Annotated in this window: 19 protein-coding genes; 11 read left to right on the top strand and 8 right to left on the bottom strand. The window is 53.4% G+C overall.

The features are described 5' to 3' along the window. The first annotated feature begins 22 nt into the window (after positions 1–22). On the top strand, positions 23–970 hold the full coding sequence (accD, locus tag TALK_RS00985; protein ID WP_085614954.1) for an acetyl-CoA carboxylase, carboxyltransferase subunit beta: 948 nt from the start codon (positions 23–25) through the stop codon (positions 968–970). Further along, complete coding sequence (locus TALK_RS00990) at positions 951–2,255, top strand: bifunctional folylpolyglutamate synthase/dihydrofolate synthase (protein ID WP_085614956.1); 1,305 nt, start codon at positions 951–953, stop codon at positions 2,253–2,255. Before accD ends, TALK_RS00990 begins: the two co-directional genes overlap by 20 nt. 126 nt (positions 2,256–2,381) lie before the next feature. Here the strand turns inward: TALK_RS00990 and TALK_RS00995 are convergent, their stop codons facing one another. Continuing rightward, positions 2,382–3,170, bottom strand: a complete 789-nt coding sequence (locus TALK_RS00995; protein ID WP_211274749.1) for a hypothetical protein — start codon at positions 3,168–3,170, stop codon at positions 2,382–2,384. Positions 3,171–3,477: 307 nt separating this feature from the next. Here TALK_RS00995 and polA point away from each other — a divergent pair, with 307 nt between their 5' ends. Then, entirely contained in the window at positions 3,478–6,312 is a 2,835-nt protein-coding gene (gene polA, locus TALK_RS01000) for a DNA polymerase I (protein ID WP_085614958.1), read from the top strand. Between the two features lie 111 nt (positions 6,313–6,423). Here the strand turns inward: polA and dapB are convergent, their stop codons facing one another. Next, positions 6,424–7,224, bottom strand: a complete 801-nt coding sequence (gene dapB, locus TALK_RS01005; protein ID WP_085614960.1) for a 4-hydroxy-tetrahydrodipicolinate reductase — start codon at positions 7,222–7,224, stop codon at positions 6,424–6,426. A gap of 230 nt (positions 7,225–7,454) precedes the next feature. Beyond that, positions 7,455–8,333 carry an aldo/keto reductase family oxidoreductase gene (locus TALK_RS01010; protein WP_085614962.1) on the bottom strand — a complete coding sequence of 293 codons (879 nt, stop codon included), beginning with the start codon at positions 8,331–8,333 and terminating at the stop codon, positions 7,455–7,457. A 109-nt stretch (positions 8,334–8,442) separates the two neighbouring features. Here TALK_RS01010 and TALK_RS01015 point away from each other — a divergent pair, with 109 nt between their 5' ends. Beyond that, on the top strand, positions 8,443–9,381 hold the full coding sequence (locus tag TALK_RS01015) for a LysR family transcriptional regulator (protein ID WP_085614964.1): 939 nt from the start codon (positions 8,443–8,445) through the stop codon (positions 9,379–9,381). 55 nt (positions 9,382–9,436) lie between these two features. Here the strand turns inward: TALK_RS01015 and dnaJ are convergent, their stop codons facing one another. From dnaJ to TALK_RS01030, 3 genes are all read right to left on the bottom strand, one after another. After that, entirely contained in the window at positions 9,437–10,576 is a 1,140-nt protein-coding gene (gene dnaJ, locus TALK_RS01020) for a molecular chaperone DnaJ (RefSeq protein ID WP_085614966.1), read from the bottom strand. Positions 10,577–10,682: 106 nt separating this feature from the next. Next, positions 10,683–12,596 carry a molecular chaperone DnaK gene (gene dnaK / locus TALK_RS01025; protein ID WP_085614968.1) on the bottom strand — a complete coding sequence of 638 codons (1,914 nt, stop codon included), beginning with the start codon at positions 12,594–12,596 and terminating at the stop codon, positions 10,683–10,685. Between the two features lie 374 nt (positions 12,597–12,970). Next, positions 12,971–13,471 carry a DUF2244 domain-containing protein gene (locus TALK_RS01030; protein ID WP_085614970.1) on the bottom strand — a complete coding sequence of 167 codons (501 nt, stop codon included), beginning with the start codon at positions 13,469–13,471 and terminating at the stop codon, positions 12,971–12,973. A 226-nt stretch (positions 13,472–13,697) separates the two neighbouring features. Between TALK_RS01030 and nth the strand changes: the two genes are divergently transcribed. Then, positions 13,698–14,339: an endonuclease III gene (gene nth / locus TALK_RS01035; protein ID WP_085615689.1), complete on the top strand. Its 642-nt coding sequence runs from the start codon at positions 13,698–13,700 to the stop codon at positions 14,337–14,339. Positions 14,340–14,383: 44 nt separating this feature from the next. Here the strand turns inward: nth and TALK_RS01040 are convergent, their stop codons facing one another. Next, on the bottom strand, positions 14,384–15,829 hold the full coding sequence (locus TALK_RS01040) for a penicillin-binding protein activator (RefSeq protein ID WP_085614972.1): 1,446 nt from the start codon (positions 15,827–15,829) through the stop codon (positions 14,384–14,386). On the opposite strand from TALK_RS01040, the gene rsmI reads away from it, so the two are divergent. Both rsmI and TALK_RS01050 read left to right on the top strand, forming a co-directional pair. After that, a complete protein-coding gene (rsmI, locus tag TALK_RS01045; protein ID WP_425444014.1) occupies positions 15,751–16,755 on the top strand; it encodes a 16S rRNA (cytidine(1402)-2'-O)-methyltransferase in 1,005 nt (334 codons plus the stop codon). The genes TALK_RS01040 and rsmI overlap by 79 nt on opposite strands. A 5-nt stretch (positions 16,756–16,760) precedes the next feature. Continuing rightward, positions 16,761–17,159 carry a YraN family protein gene (locus tag TALK_RS01050; RefSeq protein ID WP_085614976.1) on the top strand — a complete coding sequence of 133 codons (399 nt, stop codon included), beginning with the start codon at positions 16,761–16,763 and terminating at the stop codon, positions 17,157–17,159. Between the two features lie 17 nt (positions 17,160–17,176). On the opposite strand, the gene TALK_RS01055 is transcribed toward TALK_RS01050, so the two are convergent. After that, positions 17,177–17,584 carry a DUF2000 family protein gene (locus TALK_RS01055; protein WP_085614978.1) on the bottom strand — a complete coding sequence of 136 codons (408 nt, stop codon included), beginning with the start codon at positions 17,582–17,584 and terminating at the stop codon, positions 17,177–17,179. 48 nt (positions 17,585–17,632) lie between these two features. On the opposite strand from TALK_RS01055, the gene TALK_RS01060 reads away from it, so the two are divergent. From TALK_RS01060 to TALK_RS01075, 4 genes are all read left to right on the top strand, one after another. Beyond that, entirely contained in the window at positions 17,633–18,496 is an 864-nt protein-coding gene (locus tag TALK_RS01060) for an AraC family transcriptional regulator (protein WP_085614980.1), read from the top strand. A gap of 96 nt (positions 18,497–18,592) precedes the next feature. Beyond that, on the top strand, positions 18,593–19,258 hold the full coding sequence (locus TALK_RS01065; protein WP_085614982.1) for a BON domain-containing protein: 666 nt from the start codon (positions 18,593–18,595) through the stop codon (positions 19,256–19,258). Between the two features lie 158 nt (positions 19,259–19,416). Continuing rightward, entirely contained in the window at positions 19,417–20,298 is an 882-nt protein-coding gene (locus tag TALK_RS01070; protein ID WP_245829619.1) for a SirB1 family protein, read from the top strand. Between the two features lie 613 nt (positions 20,299–20,911). Continuing rightward, positions 20,912–21,901 (top strand): adenosine kinase, encoded by a 990-nt coding sequence (locus TALK_RS01075; protein ID WP_085614986.1) that lies wholly within the window; start codon positions 20,912–20,914, stop codon positions 21,899–21,901. Positions 21,902–22,277 lie beyond the last annotated feature (376 nt).

Here is a 22,277-nt window from a genome sequence, read left to right on the forward strand (position 1 = left end):
AAACCAAGGATCAGTATCCGATATGTCGTGGCTGACAGAATTCGTCCGTCCCAAGATTCAGAAACTTGTTCGCCGCACCGATGTGCCCGAAAACCTCTGGCATAAGTGTCCGTCGTGCGAACAGATGATCTTCCACCGTGATCTGGCAAAAAACAGTCATGTTTGCCAGCATTGTGGTCATCATATGCGCATTTCAGCCAAGGACCGTCTTGAGCTCCTGTTCGATGGGGGTAAATACCAGACCATCGAACTGCCGACTGTTCCGGTCGATCCGTTGAAATTCCGCGACCAGAAAAAATACATCGACCGCCTGAAAACGGCACAGGCCAAGGCAACCTACAAGGATGCACTGGCCGTGGCCCATGGCGAAGTCGGCGGCCATGCGACTGTCATTGCCGTGTTCGATTTCTCCTTTATGGGGGGATCGATGGGAACCGCCGTTGGCGAAGGCATTGTTGCCGCCGCCGAACTGGCAAGTGTTCAGGACGCTGCCCTGATCATCGTTCCGGCATCGGGCGGTGCGCGTATGCAAGAAGGCATCCTTAGCCTGATGCAGATGGCCCGCACCACGGCCGCGATCGAAAAGGTCAAGGAAAAGGGCCTGCCCTATTTCGTACTTTTGACCGACCCGACCACCGGCGGTGTTTCGGCATCCTTTGCCATGCTGGGCGATATTCAAATTGCCGAGCCGGGCGCACAGATCGGTTTTGCCGGGCGTCGCGTGATCGAAAACACCATCCGTGAAAAACTGCCCGATGATTTTCAGACCGCTGAATACCTTTTGGCACACGGCATGGTCGATATGGTTACGCCACGTACCGAACTAAATGAAACCATTGGCCGCCTGATCGACATGATCCGTCGCACCAAACCGGGTGCCGCGATTGTTCCGATCAAGGATGCTCAGAAAAAAACTGCCGCGAAACCGGCAAAAAAGACCGAGACCGAAGGTGCCAACACCAAGAAGTGACGCGATTCTCGCGCGTCTGGGTCAGCTTCATCCAAAAGTGATCGATCTTTCATTGGGTCGGATTACCCGCTTGCTTGCCAAGCTGGGTAATCCGCACCTGAAATTGCCGCCGGTCATTCATTTGGCTGGCACCAATGGCAAGGGATCGACACTCGCCTATCTGCGTGCCATCTACGAGGCTGCGGATCTTCGCGTTCATACTTCAACCTCTCCGCATCTTGTCCGCTTTCACGAACGCATCCGTCTGGCCGGTGACCTCATCAGCGAAGACATGCTATGTGACCTTCTCGAAGAAGTCGAAGCGGTCAATGCCGGTGAACAAATCACCTTCTTTGAAATCACCCAAACCGCGGCCTTTTTGGCCTATGCCCGCATTCCGGCTGATGTTGTTTTGCTGGAAACCGGCCTTGGTGGCCGGGTTGACGCCTCAAATGTCATTGATACACCGGCCCTGACCATCATCACCCCGATCTCGCTGGATCATCAAGGTTTCCTTGGTGATACCATCGCCAAAATCGCCTTTGAAAAGGCCGGGATCATGAAGCCCGGTGTGCCGTGCGTTCTGGCACCGCAAACTCTTGAGGCCTTTGACACACTGGCCCGTCATGCCAATGATATTGGCACCCCCCTGATCACAAGTTTCGACGTCACCAACGAACGCGAAAACGGTTTCACGCTGCGCATCCGCGACGAAGAATTCGATCTGCCGTTACCATCCCTGCCCGGCCGTCATCAGTTTATCAATGCCGCAACCGCCATCACCGCGGTGCGCCATGCCAATATTCCCGGCATGACTGATATTTCCGGCCCGGACATGGCAACCATTGCCAATGGCATTACACAGACAAACTGGCCCGCGCGGCTTCAAAAACTGACAAATGGCCCGCTTTGCGATGCCTTGCCCGATGGCTGCGAGCTGATCCTTGATGGCGGGCATAACATCGCCGCCGCCGAAGCCATTGCCGACTGGCTGTCACGCCAACCGGCGGGCGACACGATTGTCATCATGGGAATGCTTGATAACCGCGATCCGGTTGCCTTCCTGCACCCACTTGCGCCCCATATTGCATCCGTCATCGGCATTCCAATTCCCGGTGATCATGATGTTCATAGCGCCCAAACATTGCGCAACGCCGCAATCAAGGCCGATATCGCCAATGCAAATGCCTGTGACGATCTTGACGATGCACTGGCAACGGCAAAACAGCGTTACGCCAATCCAAAACGGATTTTAATTTTGGGATCGCTTTATCTGGCGGGTGTCGTTCTGAAAAATCACGCTTGATCAGCTGGTTTTACCGGGTTTTTCAATTTAAACATTAAGGTTGCAGACCGGCGTATATCGCCCTTGGACCAGAATAAAACTCAAATACGGTTCATGCACGCATGAACCGATATTCAACCAACCGTCTCAGATTTCGGGCAATCGGGCCTTGCGGCTGGCAACATTGGGCCTGGTACGGTCAGTTTCCCCGTTAAACGACCCGTTATCATCGTGTCGCAAACGCAGGCTACCCGCCTTATGGACTTTCCGACGATCCGGGCGCGCCCGTGATGACAGGCCATTGCCAACAGCCGTTCCGGCAATCTGGCTTCTGAGTTTTTCCGTGCGCTCATGGCGGTTTGTATCACGTTTCACCTGACGTCCAGCCACCCAGGTATAGCCAACCACATACAGCAAAAACCCACCGACACCGATGGTCAGGGTCAGAAACTGCAAAACGGGCAGAAAACTACCAAAAATACGTCCGCCACCGTAAATCATGAAAATGCAAACCGCCGCGACCGGTGCGAGTGCCAGAAAAAATATCCCGCGCACCTTTTCGCGAATCGGCCCGTAGTGCATCAGCATCGCGTAAAACAGATACATCAACGCGATAAACACCACGAGCTTGATCAAAAGAACAAAATGCTCGACCGCCGGAAGATTCTGATTGCGGTCATAAACCCCGAAAAACACAAACAACCCGTGCAGAAAAAGTCCGAAAACCCCAAAGGTAATCAAAAATCGCATCCAGGAAGACGCGCTAAAGAACTTGCGCCAGCCAACACCATTGGACCGCGCGACACGTTCAGCTTTCTTATCCCTTTTACTCCGAGACGCGAGCTTCATGTTGTCATGTAACTCACGCGTCGGTTCTACGGTTTCAATCCCGACACCTGGCAACTTGAAAACCGGTTTTGCTTCCTTGGCCGACAATGACCGGGTCTCCCATATCTGCGTGCGAAGTTGCACCGCTATCGACCATAGCAACCCCCGCGCCTGCTGGTAAGTCCAAAGCGACGCTGTGGCATAAAAGGTCAGAATTCGGTCATTGCTTAGCCATATCGTTACATTATCGATATAATGCCGTATAAAGCTACCATCTCCTGACAAATCCTTGTCAGGAGATAGCGACAAGATCGACGATATATTCGCGCTTTCGCCCACGCCCTACTCGACTTCACTGGCCGGATCGGGCATTCTGCGGCCAACCAAATCACATGAATGAATGAGCATTAGACGCATGACAGATTCTGCGCCATCCACCACTCAATCCGCCGGCCAACCCCGCCGCCGCGTCGTGCTGGTTGACGGGTCCGGCTTTATTTTCCGGGCTTTCCACGCCCTGCCGCCGATGACAAGCCCGGACGGCACGCCGGTTAATGCGGTGTATGGCTTTTGTACCATGCTGATGAAACTGCGCGAAGATACCAAGCCCGATCATATGGCGGTGATCTTCGATACCAAGGGCAAAACATTCCGCAACGATTTCTATCCCGACTACAAGGCCCATCGCCCGCCGCCCCCCGAAGAACTGATCCCGCAATTTGGGTTGATCCGCGATGCGACGCGGGCCTTTAACCTGCCGTCAATCGAACTTGAAGGCTATGAGGCCGATGATCTGATCGCGACCTATGCCCGTCAGGCCGAAGCCGAAGGTTCTGATGTTATTATCGTGTCTTCGGACAAAGACTTGATGCAGCTTGTGACCGATCGGGTACAAATGTTTGATGCGATGAAGAATCGCACCATTGGCGCCCCCGAAGTCATGGAAAAATTCGGCGTTGCGCCAAACAAAGTTATCGATGTTCAGGCACTTGCAGGCGATTCCGTTGATAACGTACCCGGTGTTCCGGGCATCGGCATTAAAACAGCAGCACAACTGATTGATGAATATGGTGATCTTGACAGTTTGCTGGAACGTGCGGGCGAAATCAAACAACCCAAACGTCGCGAAAAGCTGCTTGAAAATGCCGAACTTGCACGTGTTTCACGCCATCTGGTGACCCTTAAAATCGATGTACCCGTGGTCGAAACCATTGATGGTTTTAGCCTACGCGAACCTGATCCGGATGTTCTTTTAAGTTTTGCATCAACGCATGGCTTTAAATCACTGATTTCTAAATTAAAGGCAAAGTTCGGTGGCTCTGTTGATGCCGACGGCATCGTTGAACCGGGAACAGGTGTCAATGATATCAGTGTCGAAAAGGCCGAATATGAACTGGTGCAGGATGAAGACCGTCTAAAGCACTGGATTGCAATGGCCGAATATGCCGGAACCGTCGCAGTCGACACCGAAACCACGTCACTGAATGCCCATCAGGCGAAACTGGTCGGCGTCTCGCTTTCGACCGAACCGGGAAATGGTTGTTATATCCCGCTTGGACATGGTCCGGACCAAAGCAGCGGCGAAGCCCAAGGCGGCTTTGATTTCGGCGATACGGCCGAAACGCCCGCGGATCGCGATATTCCCAAACAAATCCCGCTGGATCGTGCCATTGCATTGTTAAAACCGCTTTTACAGGATCGGGGCGTCCTTAAAGTCGGTCAGAACCTTAAATACGATATGATCATTCTGTCGCGCCACGGCATTGATGTGTCCCCGATGGATGACACCATGGTGTTGTCCTATGTTCTGGATGGCACCAGCCACGGTCATGGCATGGACGAACTGGCGGACCTGCATCTGGATTACAAACCGATCAAATTTTCCGATGTTTGCGGGTCGGGCAAAAACCAAATCACCTTTGATCAGGTGCCACTCGACAAGGCCGTGGATTATGCAGCCGAGGATGCCGATATCACGCTGCGTTTGCACCGATTGCTAAAGCCGCGCATCGCGCAGGAACATATGACCAGCGTCTATGAAACGCTAGATCGCCCGCTGGTGCCTGTTTTGGCAAAAATGGAACGGCTGGGCGTCAGGATCGATGCCGAAAAGCTAAAATCCCTGTCAAATGACTTTGCCAAACGCATGGCCGCGCTCGAAGAAACCATCCACGAAATGGCCGGCGAAACCTTTAACCTTGGCAGCCCCAAACAGCTTGGCGAAATCCTGTTTGAAAAAATGAGCCTGCCGGGTGGCAAAAAAACCAAAACTGGTGCCTGGCAAACCGGGGCCGACGTGCTTGAAGGTCTTGCCGCACAGGGGCATGACCTGCCGGTCAAGCTTTTGGAATGGCGTCAACTATCAAAACTTAAAAGCACTTACACCGATGCCCTTGCCAATCACATTAACCCGGAAACTGGCCGTGTTCATACAAGCTATGGCCAGACCAATGTGAATACAGGACGGTTATCGTCAAACGATCCCAACCTGCAAAACATTCCAATCCGAAGCGAAGAAGGCCGCAAAATCCGCACCGCCTTTATCGCGGAACCGGGTTGCAAGCTGATTTCTGCCGATTATTCGCAAATTGAATTACGCCTGCTGGCCCATGTCGCGGAAATCGGCGCCCTGCGCGAAGCATTTAAAAATGGCGAGGATATCCACGCCGCCACCGCATCCAAGGTATTCGGTGTGCCGATTGAAGGCATGGACCCGATGGTTCGGCGCAAGGCCAAGGCGATTAATTTCGGCATTATCTATGGCATCTCGGCCTTTGGGCTGGCCAATCAGCTTGGTATTCCACAAAAAGAAGCCAAGGCCTTTATCGAAGCTTATTTCGAGATTTATCCCGGCATCCGCGACTATATGGAACAGGCCAAGGATTTTGCCAAAAAGCATGGTTTTGTCCGTACTCTGTTTGGTCGCCACATCCATATTAACGGGATCAATGATAAAAACGGCATGCGCCGAAGCTTTGGCGAACGTGCGGCAATCAACGCGCCGATTCAAGGCGGGGCTGCTGATATCATCAAACGCGCCATGATCGCGGTCCCCGGTGCGCTTGTCGATGCCGGGCTTAAAACCCGTATGCTGCTTCAAGTTCACGATGAACTGATCTTTGAAGCCCCGGTGGACGAGGCCGACAAAGCCATCGAAACCATCCGCAACGTCATGGAAAATGCCGCACATCTTTCCGTTCCGCTGATTGCGGACGCCGGTATTGGCGATAGCTGGGCGGACGCGCACTAGCCGCCAAGCCGGAAACCCAAACGAACGGCCTTTGGGCTTTCCCATATTCAGCGCATGAAAAAGGCCGGTGCATCTGTACCGGCCTTTAAATTCAATATGTGCTTGGCGTAATCAAATCCCCAGCACATCACGCATGGAATACAGGCCCGGTGCTTTGCCCTCGGCCCATTTTGCCGCCCGCACAGCACCCTTGGCAAAGACCTCGCGCGAGGATGCTTTATGGGTAATTTCGATCCGCTCGCCCTCGCAGGCGAACACCACCGTATGATCGCCGACCACATCGCCACCACGTAGCGTTGCAAAGCCGATGGTGCCGTTTTCACGCGCACCGGTATGTCCGTCGCGTGATCGCACCGAAACCGCATCCAGATCAACGCCACGGCCTTTTGCCGCCGCTTCACCAAGGCCAAGTGCCGTACCTGACGGCGCATCAACCTTGTGCTTGTGATGCATTTCAACGATTTCGATATCGGCGGTATCCTTATCAAGGATCGCCGCGACCTTTTCGACCAACGCAAAGGCCAGATTGACACCGACGCTCATATTCGGGGCAAAGATGATGGTCGCGGTCTTTGCCGCAACTTTCAGCTCCGCCTTTTGGTCGTTTGACAGCCCGGTTGTCCCGATCACATGGATCTTGCCGGTTTCAGCCGCCAATTTGGCATGGTTCATCGTTGCCGCCGGGGCCGTAAAGTCGATAACCGCATCAACCGCTTCAAACAAAGCGCGTGGATCATCACCGACCAAAACACCGCTTTCTTCCAGACCGGCAATCAGGGTGACATCCTTGCCAATAAACGGACTCCCGGCCAGATCAGTACCGCCACCAACCTCGCATCCGGCGGTTTTGGCGGTTTCATTCACCAGCATACGGCCCATACGGCCGGCACATCCAACAATCCCGATCTTCATTTCCGGTCTCCTACGGGCAAGCAATTTCAAACATATCCTTGCTTTAACACATGCCACCCCGTGATGAAATCACTGGAAACACGCAATTGCATACAGTCCAACGCCCGGCATTCCGGCCAATACCAATCAAACCGAAAAACCCCCGAAACCCGATAATCCGAATTGGGGGGTTAACAGTTTGATGCATGAAGGATCAGACTGCCTGATCAACTATCAGATCGACTGTCAGATCACGTGACCGGTTGCGTCGCAATCCCGTCAAGTTCGGCAATTGCATCAACAGGCAGGATCAACTCCGCCGCCGCCAAGTTCTGTGTCAGATGATCACATGACGATGTGCCCGGTATCAGTAAAATATTGGGGGACCGCTGCAACAGCCAGGCAAGAGCAACCTGCATCGGCGTTGTATCAAGGCACTTCGCGACCTGTGAAAGGGTTTCGGACTGTAACGGGGAAAAACCGCCCAACGGGAAAAACGGCACATAGGCAATTCCATCGGCGGCAAGGCCGTCAACCAGTGCATCATCTGCACGATGGGCAAGGTTGTACTGATTTTGCACACAGACAATATCGCAAATCCGGCGGCCTTCCGCGATCTGGCTTGGCGTGACATTGGACAACCCGATATGGCGTATCAATCCCTGATGCTGCAATTCGGCCAGAACCGAAAGCTGTTCTTCAATCGATCCTTCAGCAGGTCCATGAAGACCATGCATAGAGCGGAAATTGACGACATCAAGCACATCAAGACCCAGATTACGCAAATTATCATGCACCGCACGGGTCAATTCTTCGGGTGCCATCGCCGGAATCCACGATCCATCATCACCGCGCCGGGCGCTGATTTTGGTCACAAGAACCAAATCATCCTTATAGGGATGAAGCGCCTCGTGGATCAGCTGGTTGGTGATATGCGGACCGTAAAAATCGCTGGTGTCGATATGATTAACCCCGGCCTCGATCACAGCACGTAAAACAGAAATTGCACCGTCACGGTCTTTCGGCGGGCCAAACACGCCCGGCCCGGCAAGCTGCATCGCGCCATAGCCCATGCGGTTTACCGTAAAATCACCAAGGGTGTATGTACCGGCCTGTTCAATATTGGACATGGGAAATCTCCTGTAATGCGTGGCATCCATTGTGTGAACAGAAGTTAGGCGCTACTGGTTTGATCGGCAATACAGCACAATTAGAACAGTCTGTACGGAATACAGAACAATGAAACTTGATCTTGGCGATATCACAGCCTTTGTCACCGTGGCCCGCGCCGGTGGTTTCCGCGAAGGAGCCCGACTGAGCGGCGGCAGCGCATCACGCCTAAGCGAACAGGTCCGGCGTCTTGAAGCGCGGCTCGGCGTGCGGCTGTTCAACCGGAACACCCGCAGTGTGGCCCTGACCGAGGCGGGGGATGGGTTGCTAAAACGGCTTTCGCCTGCCCTTGATGAAATGGAACTGGCACTTGATGTGGTCAACAGCTTCCGCGATCGTCCGGCAGGCAACCTGAAACTGAACGTGCCGGTCAGTGCTGCCCGCCTTGCCTTACCCCGTATCATTCCACCTTTCCTTGTCGCCTATCCCGATATCCGGGTCGAAATAATCACCGAAGAAAGCTTTGTCGATGTGCTGGCCGAAGGCTGCGATGCCGGCATCCGCTATGACGAACGTCTTGAACAGGACATGATCGCCGTTCCCATCGGCCCCCGGACACAACGCTTTGCAGCGGCCGCGTCGCCACAATATCTGGCAGAACATGAAATGCCCGAACATCCCCGCGACCTTCTGACGCATGCCTGCCTGCGGGGTCGCTTTGCCAGCGGTGCAATGCACGCTTGGGAATTCGAACGCGGTGATGAAAACCTTGAAATCGATCCCACCGGCCCGCTTATCATCCGCCCGGGCGGCGGTACCGATCTTGCCGTTGATGCCGCCTGTGCCGGCACGGGCATCATCTATTTGTTCGAAGACTGGCTTCAACCCTATTTTGAAAGCGGGGCACTTATACCGGTTCTCAAGGATTGGTGGCCGCAATTTTCAGGTCCCAAGCTTTATTACCCCGGTCGCCGTCTGGTGCCCACACCATTGCGCGCCTTCATCGATTTTGTCAAAAACCACCCTTGGCCAAACAATCCCATCAATGAAAAACCCCGCTCCGGGTAACGGAGCGGGGTCAAACATCGTCATATTCCCAAACAGGAACAATTTGGCAGAACGCCTAGTCCGTCAGGTCTTTCCAGATTTCCTTCATCTTGGAAAAGAACCCTTCACTTTCCGGGTTGCTGCCTTCCTTGCGTGAAATCTCGTCGAATTCCTCTAACAGCTCTTTTTGCCGTTCGGTCAGTCGGACCGGGGTTTCAACACTGATTTCAACAAACATGTCACCGCGCGCTTGTGACCGCAAAATGGTCATGCCCTTGCTGCGCAGACGCAATTGCTGACCCGATTGCGTGCCTTCGGGGATGTTGATCCGGGTGCGCGTTCCCTCGATCGTTGGCACCTCGATGGTACCGCCAAGGGCCGCTTTGCTCATCGGGATCGGAATCCGGCAATACAGGTTCGCCCCATCGCGCTGGAAAAAGCGATGGTTCTGGATATCAAGGAAGATATACAGATCCCCCGCAGGCGCCCCATTTGCGCCCGCTTCGCCTTCACCAGCCAAACGAATGCGCGTGCCGTCCTCGACCCCGGCCGGAATTGTAACCGACAGGGTCTTTTCCTGTTCGACACGACCAACCCCATGACAGGATTTGCACGGATTCTTGATAATCTTGCCTTTGCCATGACAGCTTGGACAAGTCCGTTCAATCGTAAAGAAGCCCTGCTGGGCGCGCACTTTACCATGGCCATTACAGGTCGGGCAGGTAACTGGCTGTGATCCGGCTTCGGCCCCACTGCCATGACATTCATCACAGGCAACAGACCCGGGAATTGTAAGCTCGGCCTTTTTACCTTCGAATGCTTCTTCAAGCGAGATCGCCATATTATAACGCAGGTCAGCACCGCGTGATGATCCACCACCGCCGCGACGGCCACCGCCCATGGCGCCAAAAATCTCGTCAAAGACATCAGAAAAACCGCCGCCACCAAAGCCGCCGCCACCGAAACCGCCACCACCGCCGGGTCCGCCCTGTTCAAAGGCAGCATGCCCGAACCGGTCATAGGCCGCACGCTTTTCCTGGTCTTTTAAGACTTCATAGGCTTCGTTGACTTGCTTGAATTTAACTTCGGCCTCGGCATCACCCGGGTTCTTATCAGGATGATACTTCATCGCCTGTTTGCGATAGGCACTTTTGAGCGTCGCAGCATCGGCATCTTTGCCAACACCCAACAGCTCGTAATAATCTTCTTTCGCCATCTGTAACTCCGAAAATACGGCTGGGCCGTTCCGGCAATAAACATGCGTTCGGAACGGCCCGTATCCGTTTTACAGGGCGGCGTTCAAGACGACCGCACCGGTCGTCTTACTTGTCTTTTTTGCTGTCATCGACTTCTTCGAAGTCGGCATCAACAACACCGTCATCAGCCTGTGCAGATGCGTCAGCGGCTTCACCTTCGCCAGCGGCTTCTTCCTGCTGTGCCTGATACATGGCTTCGCCAAGTTTCATTGCAGCCTGCTGAAGTTCGTTGACCTTTTCAGTGATCGCTTCCGGCTCTTCACCATCTTTGGCTTCTTTGACTGCCGACAAGGCGTCTTCGATCATCGATTTTGTCGCGTCATCGACCTTGTCACCATGCTCGGCAAGGTTTTTCTCAGTCGAATGAATGACGGCTTCAGCCTGGTTACGGGCCTCGACCAGTGCCTTGCGCTTTTTATCAGCATCGGCATTGGCTTCGGCATCCTTGACCATTTTTTCGATCTCGTCATCGCCAAGACCACCAGATGCCTGAATACGGATCTGCTGTTCCTTGTTGGTCGCCTTATCTTTGGCCGACACGTTGACGATACCGTTGGCATCAATGTCAAAGGTTACTTCGATCTGCGGAACACCGCGCGGTGCCGGCGGGATACCAACCAAATCAAACTGGCCCAGCATCTTGTTGTCCGCTGCCATTTCACGTTCGCCCTGGAAGACACGGATGGTCACAGCCGTCTGGTTGTCTTCTGCGGTCGAAAACGTCTGCGACTTGCGAGTCGGGATCGTGGTGTTACGGTCGATCAGTCGGGTGAACACACCGCCAAGGGTTTCAATCCCCAGCGACAGTGGCGTCACATCAAGCAACAGAACGTCTTTGACGTCACCCTGAAGAACACCACCCTGAATGGCAGCACCAAGGGCAACCACTTCATCCGGGTTCACACCCTTATGCGGCTCACGACCAAAGAACTCTTTAACGCGCTCCTGAACCTTCGGCATACGGGTCATGCCGCCGACCAGAATAACGTCATCGATCTCGCCCGCCGTGATGCCAGCATCTTTCAATGCGGCTTTGCACGGGATCATGGTGCGTTCGATCAAATCACCAACCAGACCTTCAAGTTTGGCGCGCGACAATTTGATGTTCAAGTGCTTCGGACCCGATGCATCTGCGGTAATAAACGGCAGGTTGACATCGGTCTGCATCGAAGACGACAGTTCGATCTTGGCTTTCTCAGCGGCTTCTTTCAGGCGCTGCAGGGCCAGACGGTCCTTGCGAAGATCAATCTGCTGTTCTTTTTTGAACTCGTCAGCAAGGTAATCGATGATGGTTTTATCGAAGTCTTCACCGCCAAGGAAAGTATCGCCATTGGTCGATTTAACTTCAAAAACACCGTCGCCAATTTCAAGAACCGACACGTCAAACGTACCGCCACCAAGGTCATAAACGACCACGGTGCCAGCTTCTTTCTTGTCCAGGCCATAGGCCAAGGCAGCAGCCGTCGGCTCGTTGATGATGCGTTTGACTTCAAGACCGGCAATTTTACCGGCATCCTTGGTTGCCTGACGCTGGCTATCATTGAAGTATGCCGGAACCGTGATCACCGCTTCGGTAACCGGCTCGCCCAGATGGGCTTCGGCAGTTTCTTTCATTTTCTGAAGAACCATCGCGGCAATCTGGCTCGGTGCCATTTTCTCGCCGTTGACTTCAACCCATGCATCACCGTTTTCACCGGAAATGATTTTATACGGGACGAGGTCTTTATCCTTCTCGACTTCGGCGTCGCCGTAACGACGACCGATCAAACGTTTAATAGCAAACAGGGTGTTTTCCGGGTTGGTCACAGCCTGGCGTTTTGCCGGCTGGCCAACAAGACGCTCACCGTCGCTGGTGAAAGCGACCATTGACGGGGTCGTACGTGCACCTTCGCTGTTCTCAATCACACGGCCTTCTTTGCCGTCCATGACTGCGACACAGGAGTTGGTGGTGCCAAGGTCAATACCAATAATCTTACCCATAGTAAGTTCCTCTTTTAGCGGCCGGTCCGTCCCGCAGCCTTCACGATCTAAGCGCTGCGCAGGACCTCCTGGGACCAATGGTTGTCGTCATCTTAAAATTCACGGGGTAACTGCCCCGCGCACCTATATATGAAAGTCATCAAAAACTCGCAAGCGGTGAAAATAAGGAATCAGGGGTGAATTTCACCGTTAAACGCCTAAATCGGTGTCCAGAAGCGTTTCCGCAACCGGTTTCACGGCAAAATTTGTATCTTTCCAGATGCTTTTTGGGATGAAACCCCATTGAATTCACACAAAGCATATCGGGGTTGCCGATACGGAAAAACGCTCTGAAATCAGGTAAAAATCGGCACAAAACCGGGATCGGATCACAATCACACCGTTTGCGGATCGGGGCAACAACGTGCCTTGCGCAACAGTTGATCAAGCTTTCCGGCAAGATCGGTTTTTTCATCCGCCCCCAAAAAACCACCGATCTCGAAACGTTTGCCATGTGAGCGCAAATAAAGTTGGCATTGATCATCTTCACCACGTTCCAGCACAACCTGAAGCCAATAAGGCTGAAAATCGAACTCCTGCCGGACCCCATGCGCCGATATGCGGGTAACCCGCAAATTGCCCTGACGAAGCTCGATCTGCTCCCCGGCCCGCGCAGCACGAAAACTAAAATAAAACGCCAGCGCCAGCAGCACCACGTCAACACCAAGGAACCCGACCACCGGCCAAGCCCCCACCGCCCAAAAAATCAAACCGATGATCGACGTCGCACACGCCAGCAAAATAACAATATTGCGCGCTGCCCGCCCGCTTAACGAACGCGGCGGATGCAAATCGATGCGAAATATCGGTTTTTCGGCTCTTGGGACGGCTGGCATGGCAATTGACCGGTTTGCAGGCGTTTCCAATCAATCAATTCTGGAACGCTTCCAGTTCCGCCGCAATCAAAATTCGACCTTTGCGGATTGGCAGTTTATATATGCCAAGCATATAAGATCACATCAGGGATGGCCGCAATGCGGACGCCAGCATCCCGGAATTGACCGCAAAATGCGGCACCCACGCAATGACAAATATCCCAGGTATTCAGCCATGTCCCGCCCGATGAGCAAAGCCGCCGTAGAAGAGTTTTTTCAGCGTCTTTCGGATGCCGATCCGGAACCGAAAGGGGAACTTGACTACACCAATCCCTATACGCTTTTGGTCGCTGTCGCCCTGTCGGCGCAAGCGACCGATGTCGGGGTGAACAAGGCGACCAAAAAACTGTTCCAGATCGTTGAAACCCCGCAGGATATGCTTGATCTTGGTGAAGAGGCCCTGATTGGTCACATCAAGACCATCGGTCTGTATCGTGGCAAAGCCAAGAACGTCATGGCAGCAGCGAAAATCCTTGTCGAAAAGCATAACGGCGTTGTTCCCAACGATCAGGACGCGCTTGAAGAACTGCCCGGTGTCGGGCGCAAAACGGCCAATGTGGTGCGCAACATTGCCTGGGGCGAACATACCATGGCGGTTGACACCCATATCTTTCGGCTGGGTAACCGCACGGGTATGGCGAACGGCAAGAACGTGCTGGCCGTTGAAAAGGGGCTTCTGAAAAAAATCCCGTCCCGTTTCATGACCCACGCCCATCATTGGCTGATCCTGCATGGACGCTATATTTGCAAGGCACGCAAACCGCGCTGTGGCGACTGCATCGTTAATGACCTGTGCAATTTCAAAGACAAAACGCCCGCCGAAGCATAACTCGGCGGGCGTTTGATATCATTATTCCGGCATTTCGACAGTTACTAGAAAACCTGATCAAACACTGCCGGGGCCGGGGCAACAACCTTTGCCCCGTCGGGCTGAATTTGCATCACGGCATAGCCGCGTTCCGAACGTCCCTGTGTGGTCAGACGGAAAATCCCGTCCACACCAACAAATCCGTTTGGATTGGTCACCGCATCACGTGACATATCAGCCCCATCACGCGACAATAGTGCCGCAAGGGCGGTACTGTCATAGGCCAAACTTGAAATCCGCGGTGGCTGTTCGCCAAAGGTCCGCTTGAACCGATCAGAAAACAGTTTCCAGTTTTCCGGATCAGGGGCAGCAAAAATTCCACCTTTCAAAGCCGGTTCAGCAAACAGGCCCGGATCGTTCCAGCCAAAGGTTCCGATAAACTGAACCTGTGCGGCATCAACATCGAAATACGACAAAAGGGCAGAAACCTGGCGTAACTCGCCGCCCGTCGCGGGCAGGATCAGCGCGTCGAAATCAAGTTCACCAAGTGTATCAAGCCCTTCAAGACGTTTTAGCGCACGCTGGGATGCAGACGATCCATCGGCTTCCAATTCGCGCTTGCGCGCCCGCAGATTTGCCCGGCGGGCATCGTAATTGGCGAATTCGCGGATCGTCTTTTCAAGGTTTTCCGATCCCGGCGCATAAAATGCTACCCGCCCAAGATTGCCGCCAACGCGCGACACAACACTTTGCAGTGATCCGGCAATCTGTCGGCCATAATCATTTTGCGGCAAAAGCGCTGCAAAACGATACTTTCCCTGTGTCGTGGCATAACCCGCGGCACGGGCAATCTGATCTTCGGGCACAAAGCCGTTCACCCACACACCGCCTTCTGCAACGCGTTGGTTATTCGAAAACGCAATCACCGGCACACCGGCTGCTTTGGCCACTTCGCTGGCACCACTGACCGATTCGGCAAAAAGCGGACCCAGGATCATTTTCGCACCCGAATCAACCGCCTGACGAGCCGCCGCCTGCCCGCCTTGATAAGTCCCGGCGGTATCAATCGGCATCAAAACGAAATCATCCCCGGCAATATCAAACATTGCCAGTTCAGCCGCATGGCGCATCGCCCGGCCAAGTTCCTCGTTCGGACCCGAAAGCGGCAGCAACAAGGCCACCCGCTTTTCATTAATTGCCGCATCGTCATTATAAAGCGTCAGCAATTCCTGGCCTTCGCCCTCGGGCAGGGCGCTCGTGCTTGGCCACGGATTGGCATCGGGTATAAGCCCCTGATCGGGGGCCCGTGTCGGGTCATTTGCCGGGGTATTCGCCGTTTCAACCGGCGCCCCGTCCCGTTGCATGCCAAACAGGTCCGTGATACTCGTGGTCGCATTACATGCGCTCAGCCCTATTGAGAGGACCAATACAGATGCCGTCCGGCGCGCGACCCGGCACCATGCCAAACTCCCGTCCTGATCCTGCAACGGATGACGTGTCGGAAAACCCAATCTCACCTCCCGATAACTCGTTTCGCACGCAGGGTAATGCGAGCCCGCGCGCAAGTAAACCAGATGAAAAGCTATTGCCGCTTTCATCGGGACTTTATCTTGTCGCTACTCCAATCGGTAATTTGGGCGATATTACGTTTCGGGCACTCGATATCCTTAAGCGCGCCGATATTATTCTGTGCGAAGACACAAGAACCTCGGGCAAATTGCTGTCGCGGTATGGGGTAAAGACCAAGCGCATCGCCTATCACGAACATAATGCTGCGAAAATGCGCCCGGAAATCATGGATCGTCTGGCCAAGGGTCAGGGACTTGCCCTGATTTCCGATGCCGGAACCCCCCTGATCAACGATCCCGGCTATAAACTGGTGCGTGATTGCAAGGCCGAGGGCTTTATGGTCACCGCCGCCCCGGGGGCGTCATCGCCCATTGTTGCGCTGATCTTATCGGGCCTGCCTAGCGATCATTTCTTTTATGCCGGGTTTTTACCGCCTAAAACATCAGCACGCAAAAAGGAATTGGCACGCTTTGCCCCGATTCCGGGTACCCTGATTTTCCTTGAAAGCCCCAAACGTCTGGCCAGCAGTCTGGCCGATATGGCCGAAATGCTTGGCGATGCGCGCGAAGCCGCCGTCACCCGTGAACTGACCAAGATGTTTGAAGAAGTCCGCACCGACACCCTTGGCAATCTGGCCGCCCATTATGCCGAACAAGGTGCGCCCAAGGGCGAAGTCGTTGTTATTGTCGGGCCCGCGCCGGAAAATAATACCGAACCCGATGCCGATGATATCGATGCCCGCCTGACCGAGCTTTTGAAAACCCTGCGCACCAAGGAAGCTGCCGATCAGCTTGCCAAGGAAACCGGGCTTAAAAAGCGCGATCTTTATAACCGGGCGCTGGAACTGGCCAAACAGACCGGGGAATAAAACCCATGGCATTCCCCCGCAAGATCGTCAAAATCCGCAACACACGGCAAAATGATCGCAAAAAGGCGGAACGCGCCGGGCGCCGGGCGGAATGGATTTGCGCACTTTGGCTGCGATTATGTGGCTATCGAATTCTTGCAATGCGCTATCGCTGCCCGGTTGGCGAAATCGATATCATCGCCAAAAAGGGCACCCTGATTGCCGCGATCGAGGTCAAAAACCGCGGTAATCTGCATGATGCCCTTCATGCACTACGTCCCAAACAGCAACAGCGTATCGCACGTGCCCTTGCATCCTTTGCCGCCCGGATTAATCATCAGGGTGATCTGCGTTTCGATATCATGGCCATCAGCAATATTTTCCGTATTCATCACCTGAAAAATGCCTGGATGGCCCGAAACTAATCCCCACGAACATGATCCTATGGGTGCATTTTGGCACCCTTGGTGATCTTGTCCGCCACACGTTTTTCCGCCCGAAGCGCAATTCCAACAACCTTGGCATCATCGGGGGAAAACTGGCCAAACACCTCTCGATTGGCCGCATCATGGCCGGTGGCAAACATTTCTTCGACATAAAGCGAAGCGGTAACACCGCGCTCAAGTGCACGACGGTGGATTTTTCCCATTGTTGCCGAATCGGCGGCCAATACGATGGCTGGTTGGCGCGACAGCGGGTTATAGATATTCTTGTCGCGATCAATATAGGTTTCGCCGATAATATCGGGGAACTGTGCGACGATGCCGCTTATTAAAAAGGCGGTCACATTCAAGGATTGCCAGCTTTCAAGATCGTTACGCAAAACAATGGCGACTTTGGTATCAAACATCGGGGCATCCGTTGGTTATGGGTGTCGGGTTATCGGGGATAAGCAAAGATGCCAAATGCTTTAAACGAAACCACGGCCGACGGTCTTGAACGTTTGTGCAAGCCGCGTGAACGGTTTATTGCCGCCCCTTCCTTGCCGGGGATCGAACGGATGGAAGCCAGTTTTTTTGGCAATATGTTTACCCCGCACCGTCACGACACCTATGCGCTTGGCATCACCTTGCAAGGCATTCAAACCTTTAACTATCGCGGATCGTCGCGTGTCAGCCAGCCGGGCAATGTGATCGTCCTTCATCCCGATGAACTTCATGATGGCGGGGCTGGTACCGATGACGGCCTGCGCTATCGCATGCTGTATCTTGAACCTGCCGTGCTTCGGCGCGGGCTTGGTTCCGATATGGCATCGCTTCCCTTTGTAACCAATCCGGTGGTTTCTGATCCCAAACTTGCAGCAACACTTGCGTCCGTGTTGTCCCATCTTGATCAAAATGTCGATCCGCTGCTGCTAGATCAGTTCATTTCCGATATCGCCGAGGGCCTTGCCCGTCATGCCAATGGCCCGGTTAAACCCAGTGGATTACTGGCAATAGATCGCATGGAACGGGCGCGACAATATCTGGAAGCCCATTTTGACCGACCCGTACAATCGCGCGAGCTTGAAGACGTTACCGGACTTGATCGTTATCGCCTGATCCGGCAATTCCGGGCCTGCTTTGCCACAACACCCTATCGCTATCTGATGATGCGTCGCCTGCAAAAGGCCCGCGTGCTGATCGCACAAAATCATCCCCTGGTCGATATTGCCGGGGATACCGGTTTTGCCGATCAAAGCCACTTAAACCGGCATTTCAAACGGGCCTTTGGTGTTACACCGGGCCGTTGGGCCGAACTCACATGCGAAAAAAGTCATTAATCGTCCCAAATCGGCTTCAGTTTTAAAACTCCTTAATAGACAGCCCCCATATTGGAACTGGTAAGTTTGAGGGAATTCGGGGCGAGAAACCGATTAATGACGTCACTATCAAGCGTTTTACGGCGGATAACCGGCCGTATCGTTAAAGTCAGACATTATTGCGCACAGACGGGGCCGACCCTTGCTATTCTGGCGAGTTTGGCCATCTTTCCGCTGTCAGGCTGCACATCACTGGCGATTGGTGCCGGTGCGACAGCCGGTGTCGCGGCTTTGCAGGAGCGCGGGTTTGGCGGTGCGGTAAGCGATACAACCATCACGGCCGAAATTTGGCAAAAATTCCTGTCCGAGGATGAAAACCTGTTCCGCCAGATCGAGATCGAAGTGCTCGAAGGCGAAGTTCTTCTTGCCGGTCGGGTCGAAAATACCGGGGACGAGCTAAAAGCCGTCGAGCTGACCTGGCAAGTCGGTGGCGTCAATCGCGTCATCAACGAGGTTGAAGTCGGCACTGGTCCCAGCCTGATGGACAGTGCCAGTGATCTTTTGATTACCACGCGGATTAAAACCGCACTGATGTTTGACACCGACATCTATGCGATTAACTACAGTATCGAAACCATTGATGGCACCGTGCATATCATGGGCATCGCCCAGAACGAGCACGAACGCGATCTGGTTGTCGCCCATGCGCGAGGCACCAGTTATGTCAGGCGCGTCGTCAGTCATGTTCGAATGAAAGACGATCCAGAACGTCAGAGGACCTGAAAATTATCATTGATCGGCAAAAAGACATTCCTGCGAATGATCGCCAATGGCTTGTCGACTACGGCACAGGTCAGCATCCCGACGCAACCGCCGCCGAAGCCGCCCTTCGCTTTGCCCGGTTAAATGATCCCGGTCGCGACATCGCCCCCTATATCGAATTGCTTGACGCCCTTTCCAACGACGTCCGCAACAAGATTGCCGCCCATCTGGCCGATATCGAAATTACCGATCCCCGTCATCCACCCGTCGATATCATTGTTCAGGTCCTGCAGGACGTAATCCCCGGCACATACGGTTTCCAGGGGGACGCCGACAATTACGACAATATGGCCAATGCCGACCTGATGTCGGTCATCGACCGCAAACGCGGATTGCCTGTCGCACTGGCCCTGATATATGTCCACGCAGCACGACGCTGCCAGATTGAAATCACCGGCATTGATTTTCCCGGTCACTTCCTGTTGCGGCTGCAATCAGGCGGGGCGCGCCAAATAATTGACCCCTTTCATGGCGGCATCACCCTGGAGTCAGCCGAACTCCGTGAATTGTTAAAGGCATTTCACGGGCTGGACGCCGAATTGCAGCCAAGTCACTATCGCGAAGCATCAGACATTGCAATATTGTTACGACTTCAAAACAATATAAAAGTCCGCGCCCTGCGTCAGGGCGAATTGGCCCTTGCGGCGCGGATTATCGACAACAGCTTGCTGATCGCACCGGATCATGATGGGCTTTGGCATCAGCTTGGTGCGCTTTATGCCCGCCTGAACGAAGATGAAAAGGCACTGCATGCCTTCACGCAATTCGTCAAATTATGCAAAGACCCGATGCATCAGGCCCGAATCAGTGCTGTGATCGATGAATTACGCGAACGTCTTGGCCATCCGGTCTTGATCACGGCAAAAGAACCGGTTGATCCACAAATCAACAACGCACCGGTCCAGCTTTACCCGATCCGATCAAAAAATCCTGATCTTGATCACGCTCCCAATCCAGTACGGGACGTCACCAAACCGGGCCCTTCAAAGGATCCGGCCTAGGGTTTTTCGGCTTAAACACCCCATATTGCGGACTTTGTAGATATAACGCATTTTGCGATATACGATCAATGAATATTGCTTAGAATTGAATTAATTGATAATATTTAATAACCCTAATCAAAGACATACCAGTTTGTCTGATATTCACCCCCATTAAAAATCATCAATTTTACAACATTAAACATATCTAAAAATATCTAAGTCGTATTTTAGGCCTAAAAACATTCACAAATATCAGATAGGGCCATCCGAAGGTAAAAACAGATCACAATCATCCCCCTCTCGGGCCAAAAGCCCGGTTTTCCGGGGTTTACGGAATCTTCCACAAGGCACCCCCGGTCAAATGTAAAAAACCACTCATCGATTTGCCGTCGTTCAGATCGAAAGCGTGATGTCTTTCGGCTCAAAAAACTGCAAACGCAGTTTTTTATAGTCTTAACACCCGGTTAAAAGACCGGACTCGAAACAGTCGCAGTGCTTGCGTGCCGATTTTCATTGTCTATACTCCGCGACCAAAGCATTTCGATCTTTCTGGCGCGAACTCGCATTACAAAACACATGCGTATCTTGCCAGACCGGCCATATCTGAAAAAAGCGCAGGAAAACCAAGCCTATGAGTGACACCAAAGTCGATGTCGTCGGTATCGGCAATGCCATTGTCGACGTTCTTTCCCACTGCAAGGAAGAAGACCTTACCCGTCTGAACCTTGTTAAGAACGCCATGACCCTGATCGATGCGGAAACCGCCGACAGCCTGTATGCGCAAATGGGCCCCGGCCTTGAAATGTCTGGTGGCTCGGCTGGCAACACGATGGCCGGCATTGCAGCTCTTGGCGGCAAGGGTGCCTATATCGGCAAGGTGCGCAACGATCAGCTTGGCGAGGTTTTCAGCCACGATATGCGCGCCATTGGTGTTTCCTTTAACTCTGCCCCGACGACAACAGGTGCCCCGACCGCGCGCTGCCTGATCTTTGTCACCCCGGACGGGCATCGTACCATGAACACCTTTTTGGGCGCCTGTACCGAACTTGGCCCGGACGATATCGATGCCGATCTGATCACATCGGCCAAGATCATTTATATGGAAGGTTATCTTTGGGATCGCCCCGACGCCAAAGAAGCCTTTATCAAGGCCGCCAAGATCGCCCACGAAGCTGGCCGTCAGGTATCAATCAGCCTGTCTGATTCCTTCTGTGTTGATCGTCACCGCGAGTCATTCCGCGATCTGGTCCACAATCATATCGACGTCCTGTTTGCCAACGAAGACGAGATCAAATCGCTTTACGAAGTCGATACCTTTGAAAAAGCTCTTGCCGAAGTCCGCAACCATTGCAAAGTCGCGGCCCTGACCCGCAGCGAAAAGGGTTCGGTCATCGTTTCAGATAACGAAGTGATCACTGTTGACGCCGAACCGGTTGCACGTGTGGTTGATACCACGGGTGCCGGCGATCTGTTCGCATCAGGCTTCCTGTATGGTTATACCAAGGGACATGACCTTGCGACTTGTGGTCGTCTTGGGTCAATCTGTGCCGCCGAAGTCATTTCGCATATGGGGGCGCGCCCGGATACGGATCTCAAGGAACTGGTTGCAGACACGATCTAGATCCTTAAACCACAGATCACCGATAAATTTCACGGGACAGCAACATTTGTTTGCTGTCCCGTTTGTTTTGCACCAAATCGCGGCATTCTGCGGTTTTGCAACGCACACAAAGATTGACTTTGTCCAGTTAATAGCGCAAGAACCCGACATTGCATAAAAATCAACCCCGCATGGCATGCACGAGGCTGGTCTTTCGCCTCGACATTGGATATGACAGGGCGGCTTTCGAGCCAGGCTGCAATTTATCTTTTGGGCCAGTAAACATTCAGCATGTGCAGTACTGCGCAAATTGCGCGGATTTGACCTTGCCGACCGGGCGATAAAATCCCGAGGCGGCTGAATATCTACTGGCCTTTGAAACTTTTACTGACCGATG

This window comes from Thalassospira alkalitolerans, assembly GCF_002115745.1.
GTDB lineage: Bacteria > Pseudomonadota > Alphaproteobacteria > Rhodospirillales > Thalassospiraceae > Thalassospira > Thalassospira alkalitolerans.

What these genes read in the sequence shown, in the direction of transcription:
- accD (WP_085614954.1), top strand. Translation starts at nt 23, where the DNA reads ATGTCGTGGCTGACAGAATTCGTCCGTCCCAAGATTCAGAAACTTGTT.
- polA (WP_085614958.1), top strand. Translation starts at nt 3,478, where the DNA reads ATGACAGATTCTGCGCCATCCACCACTCAATCCGCCGGCCAACCCCGC.
- dapB (WP_085614960.1), bottom strand. Translation starts at nt 7,224, where the DNA reads ATGAAGATCGGGATTGTTGGATGTGCCGGCCGTATGGGCCGTATGCTG.
- TALK_RS01010 (WP_085614962.1), bottom strand. Translation starts at nt 8,333, where the DNA reads ATGTCCAATATTGAACAGGCCGGTACATACACCCTTGGTGATTTTACG.
- TALK_RS01015 (WP_085614964.1), top strand. Translation starts at nt 8,443, where the DNA reads ATGAAACTTGATCTTGGCGATATCACAGCCTTTGTCACCGTGGCCCGC.
- dnaJ (WP_085614966.1), bottom strand. Translation starts at nt 10,576, where the DNA reads ATGGCGAAAGAAGATTATTACGAGCTGTTGGGTGTTGGCAAAGATGCC.
- dnaK (WP_085614968.1), bottom strand. Translation starts at nt 12,596, where the DNA reads ATGGGTAAGATTATTGGTATTGACCTTGGCACCACCAACTCCTGTGTC.
- TALK_RS01030 (WP_085614970.1), bottom strand. Translation starts at nt 13,471, where the DNA reads ATGCCAGCCGTCCCAAGAGCCGAAAAACCGATATTTCGCATCGATTTG.
- nth (WP_085615689.1), top strand. Translation starts at nt 13,698, where the DNA reads ATGAGCAAAGCCGCCGTAGAAGAGTTTTTTCAGCGTCTTTCGGATGCC.
- rsmI (WP_425444014.1), top strand. Translation starts at nt 15,751, where the DNA reads ATGCCGTCCGGCGCGCGACCCGGCACCATGCCAAACTCCCGTCCTGAT.
- TALK_RS01050 (WP_085614976.1), top strand. Translation starts at nt 16,761, where the DNA reads ATGGCATTCCCCCGCAAGATCGTCAAAATCCGCAACACACGGCAAAAT.
- TALK_RS01055 (WP_085614978.1), bottom strand. Translation starts at nt 17,584, where the DNA reads ATGTTTGATACCAAAGTCGCCATTGTTTTGCGTAACGATCTTGAAAGC.
- TALK_RS01060 (WP_085614980.1), top strand. Translation starts at nt 17,633, where the DNA reads ATGCCAAATGCTTTAAACGAAACCACGGCCGACGGTCTTGAACGTTTG.
- TALK_RS01065 (WP_085614982.1), top strand. Translation starts at nt 18,593, where the DNA reads ATGACGTCACTATCAAGCGTTTTACGGCGGATAACCGGCCGTATCGTT.
- TALK_RS01075 (WP_085614986.1), top strand. Translation starts at nt 20,912, where the DNA reads ATGAGTGACACCAAAGTCGATGTCGTCGGTATCGGCAATGCCATTGTC.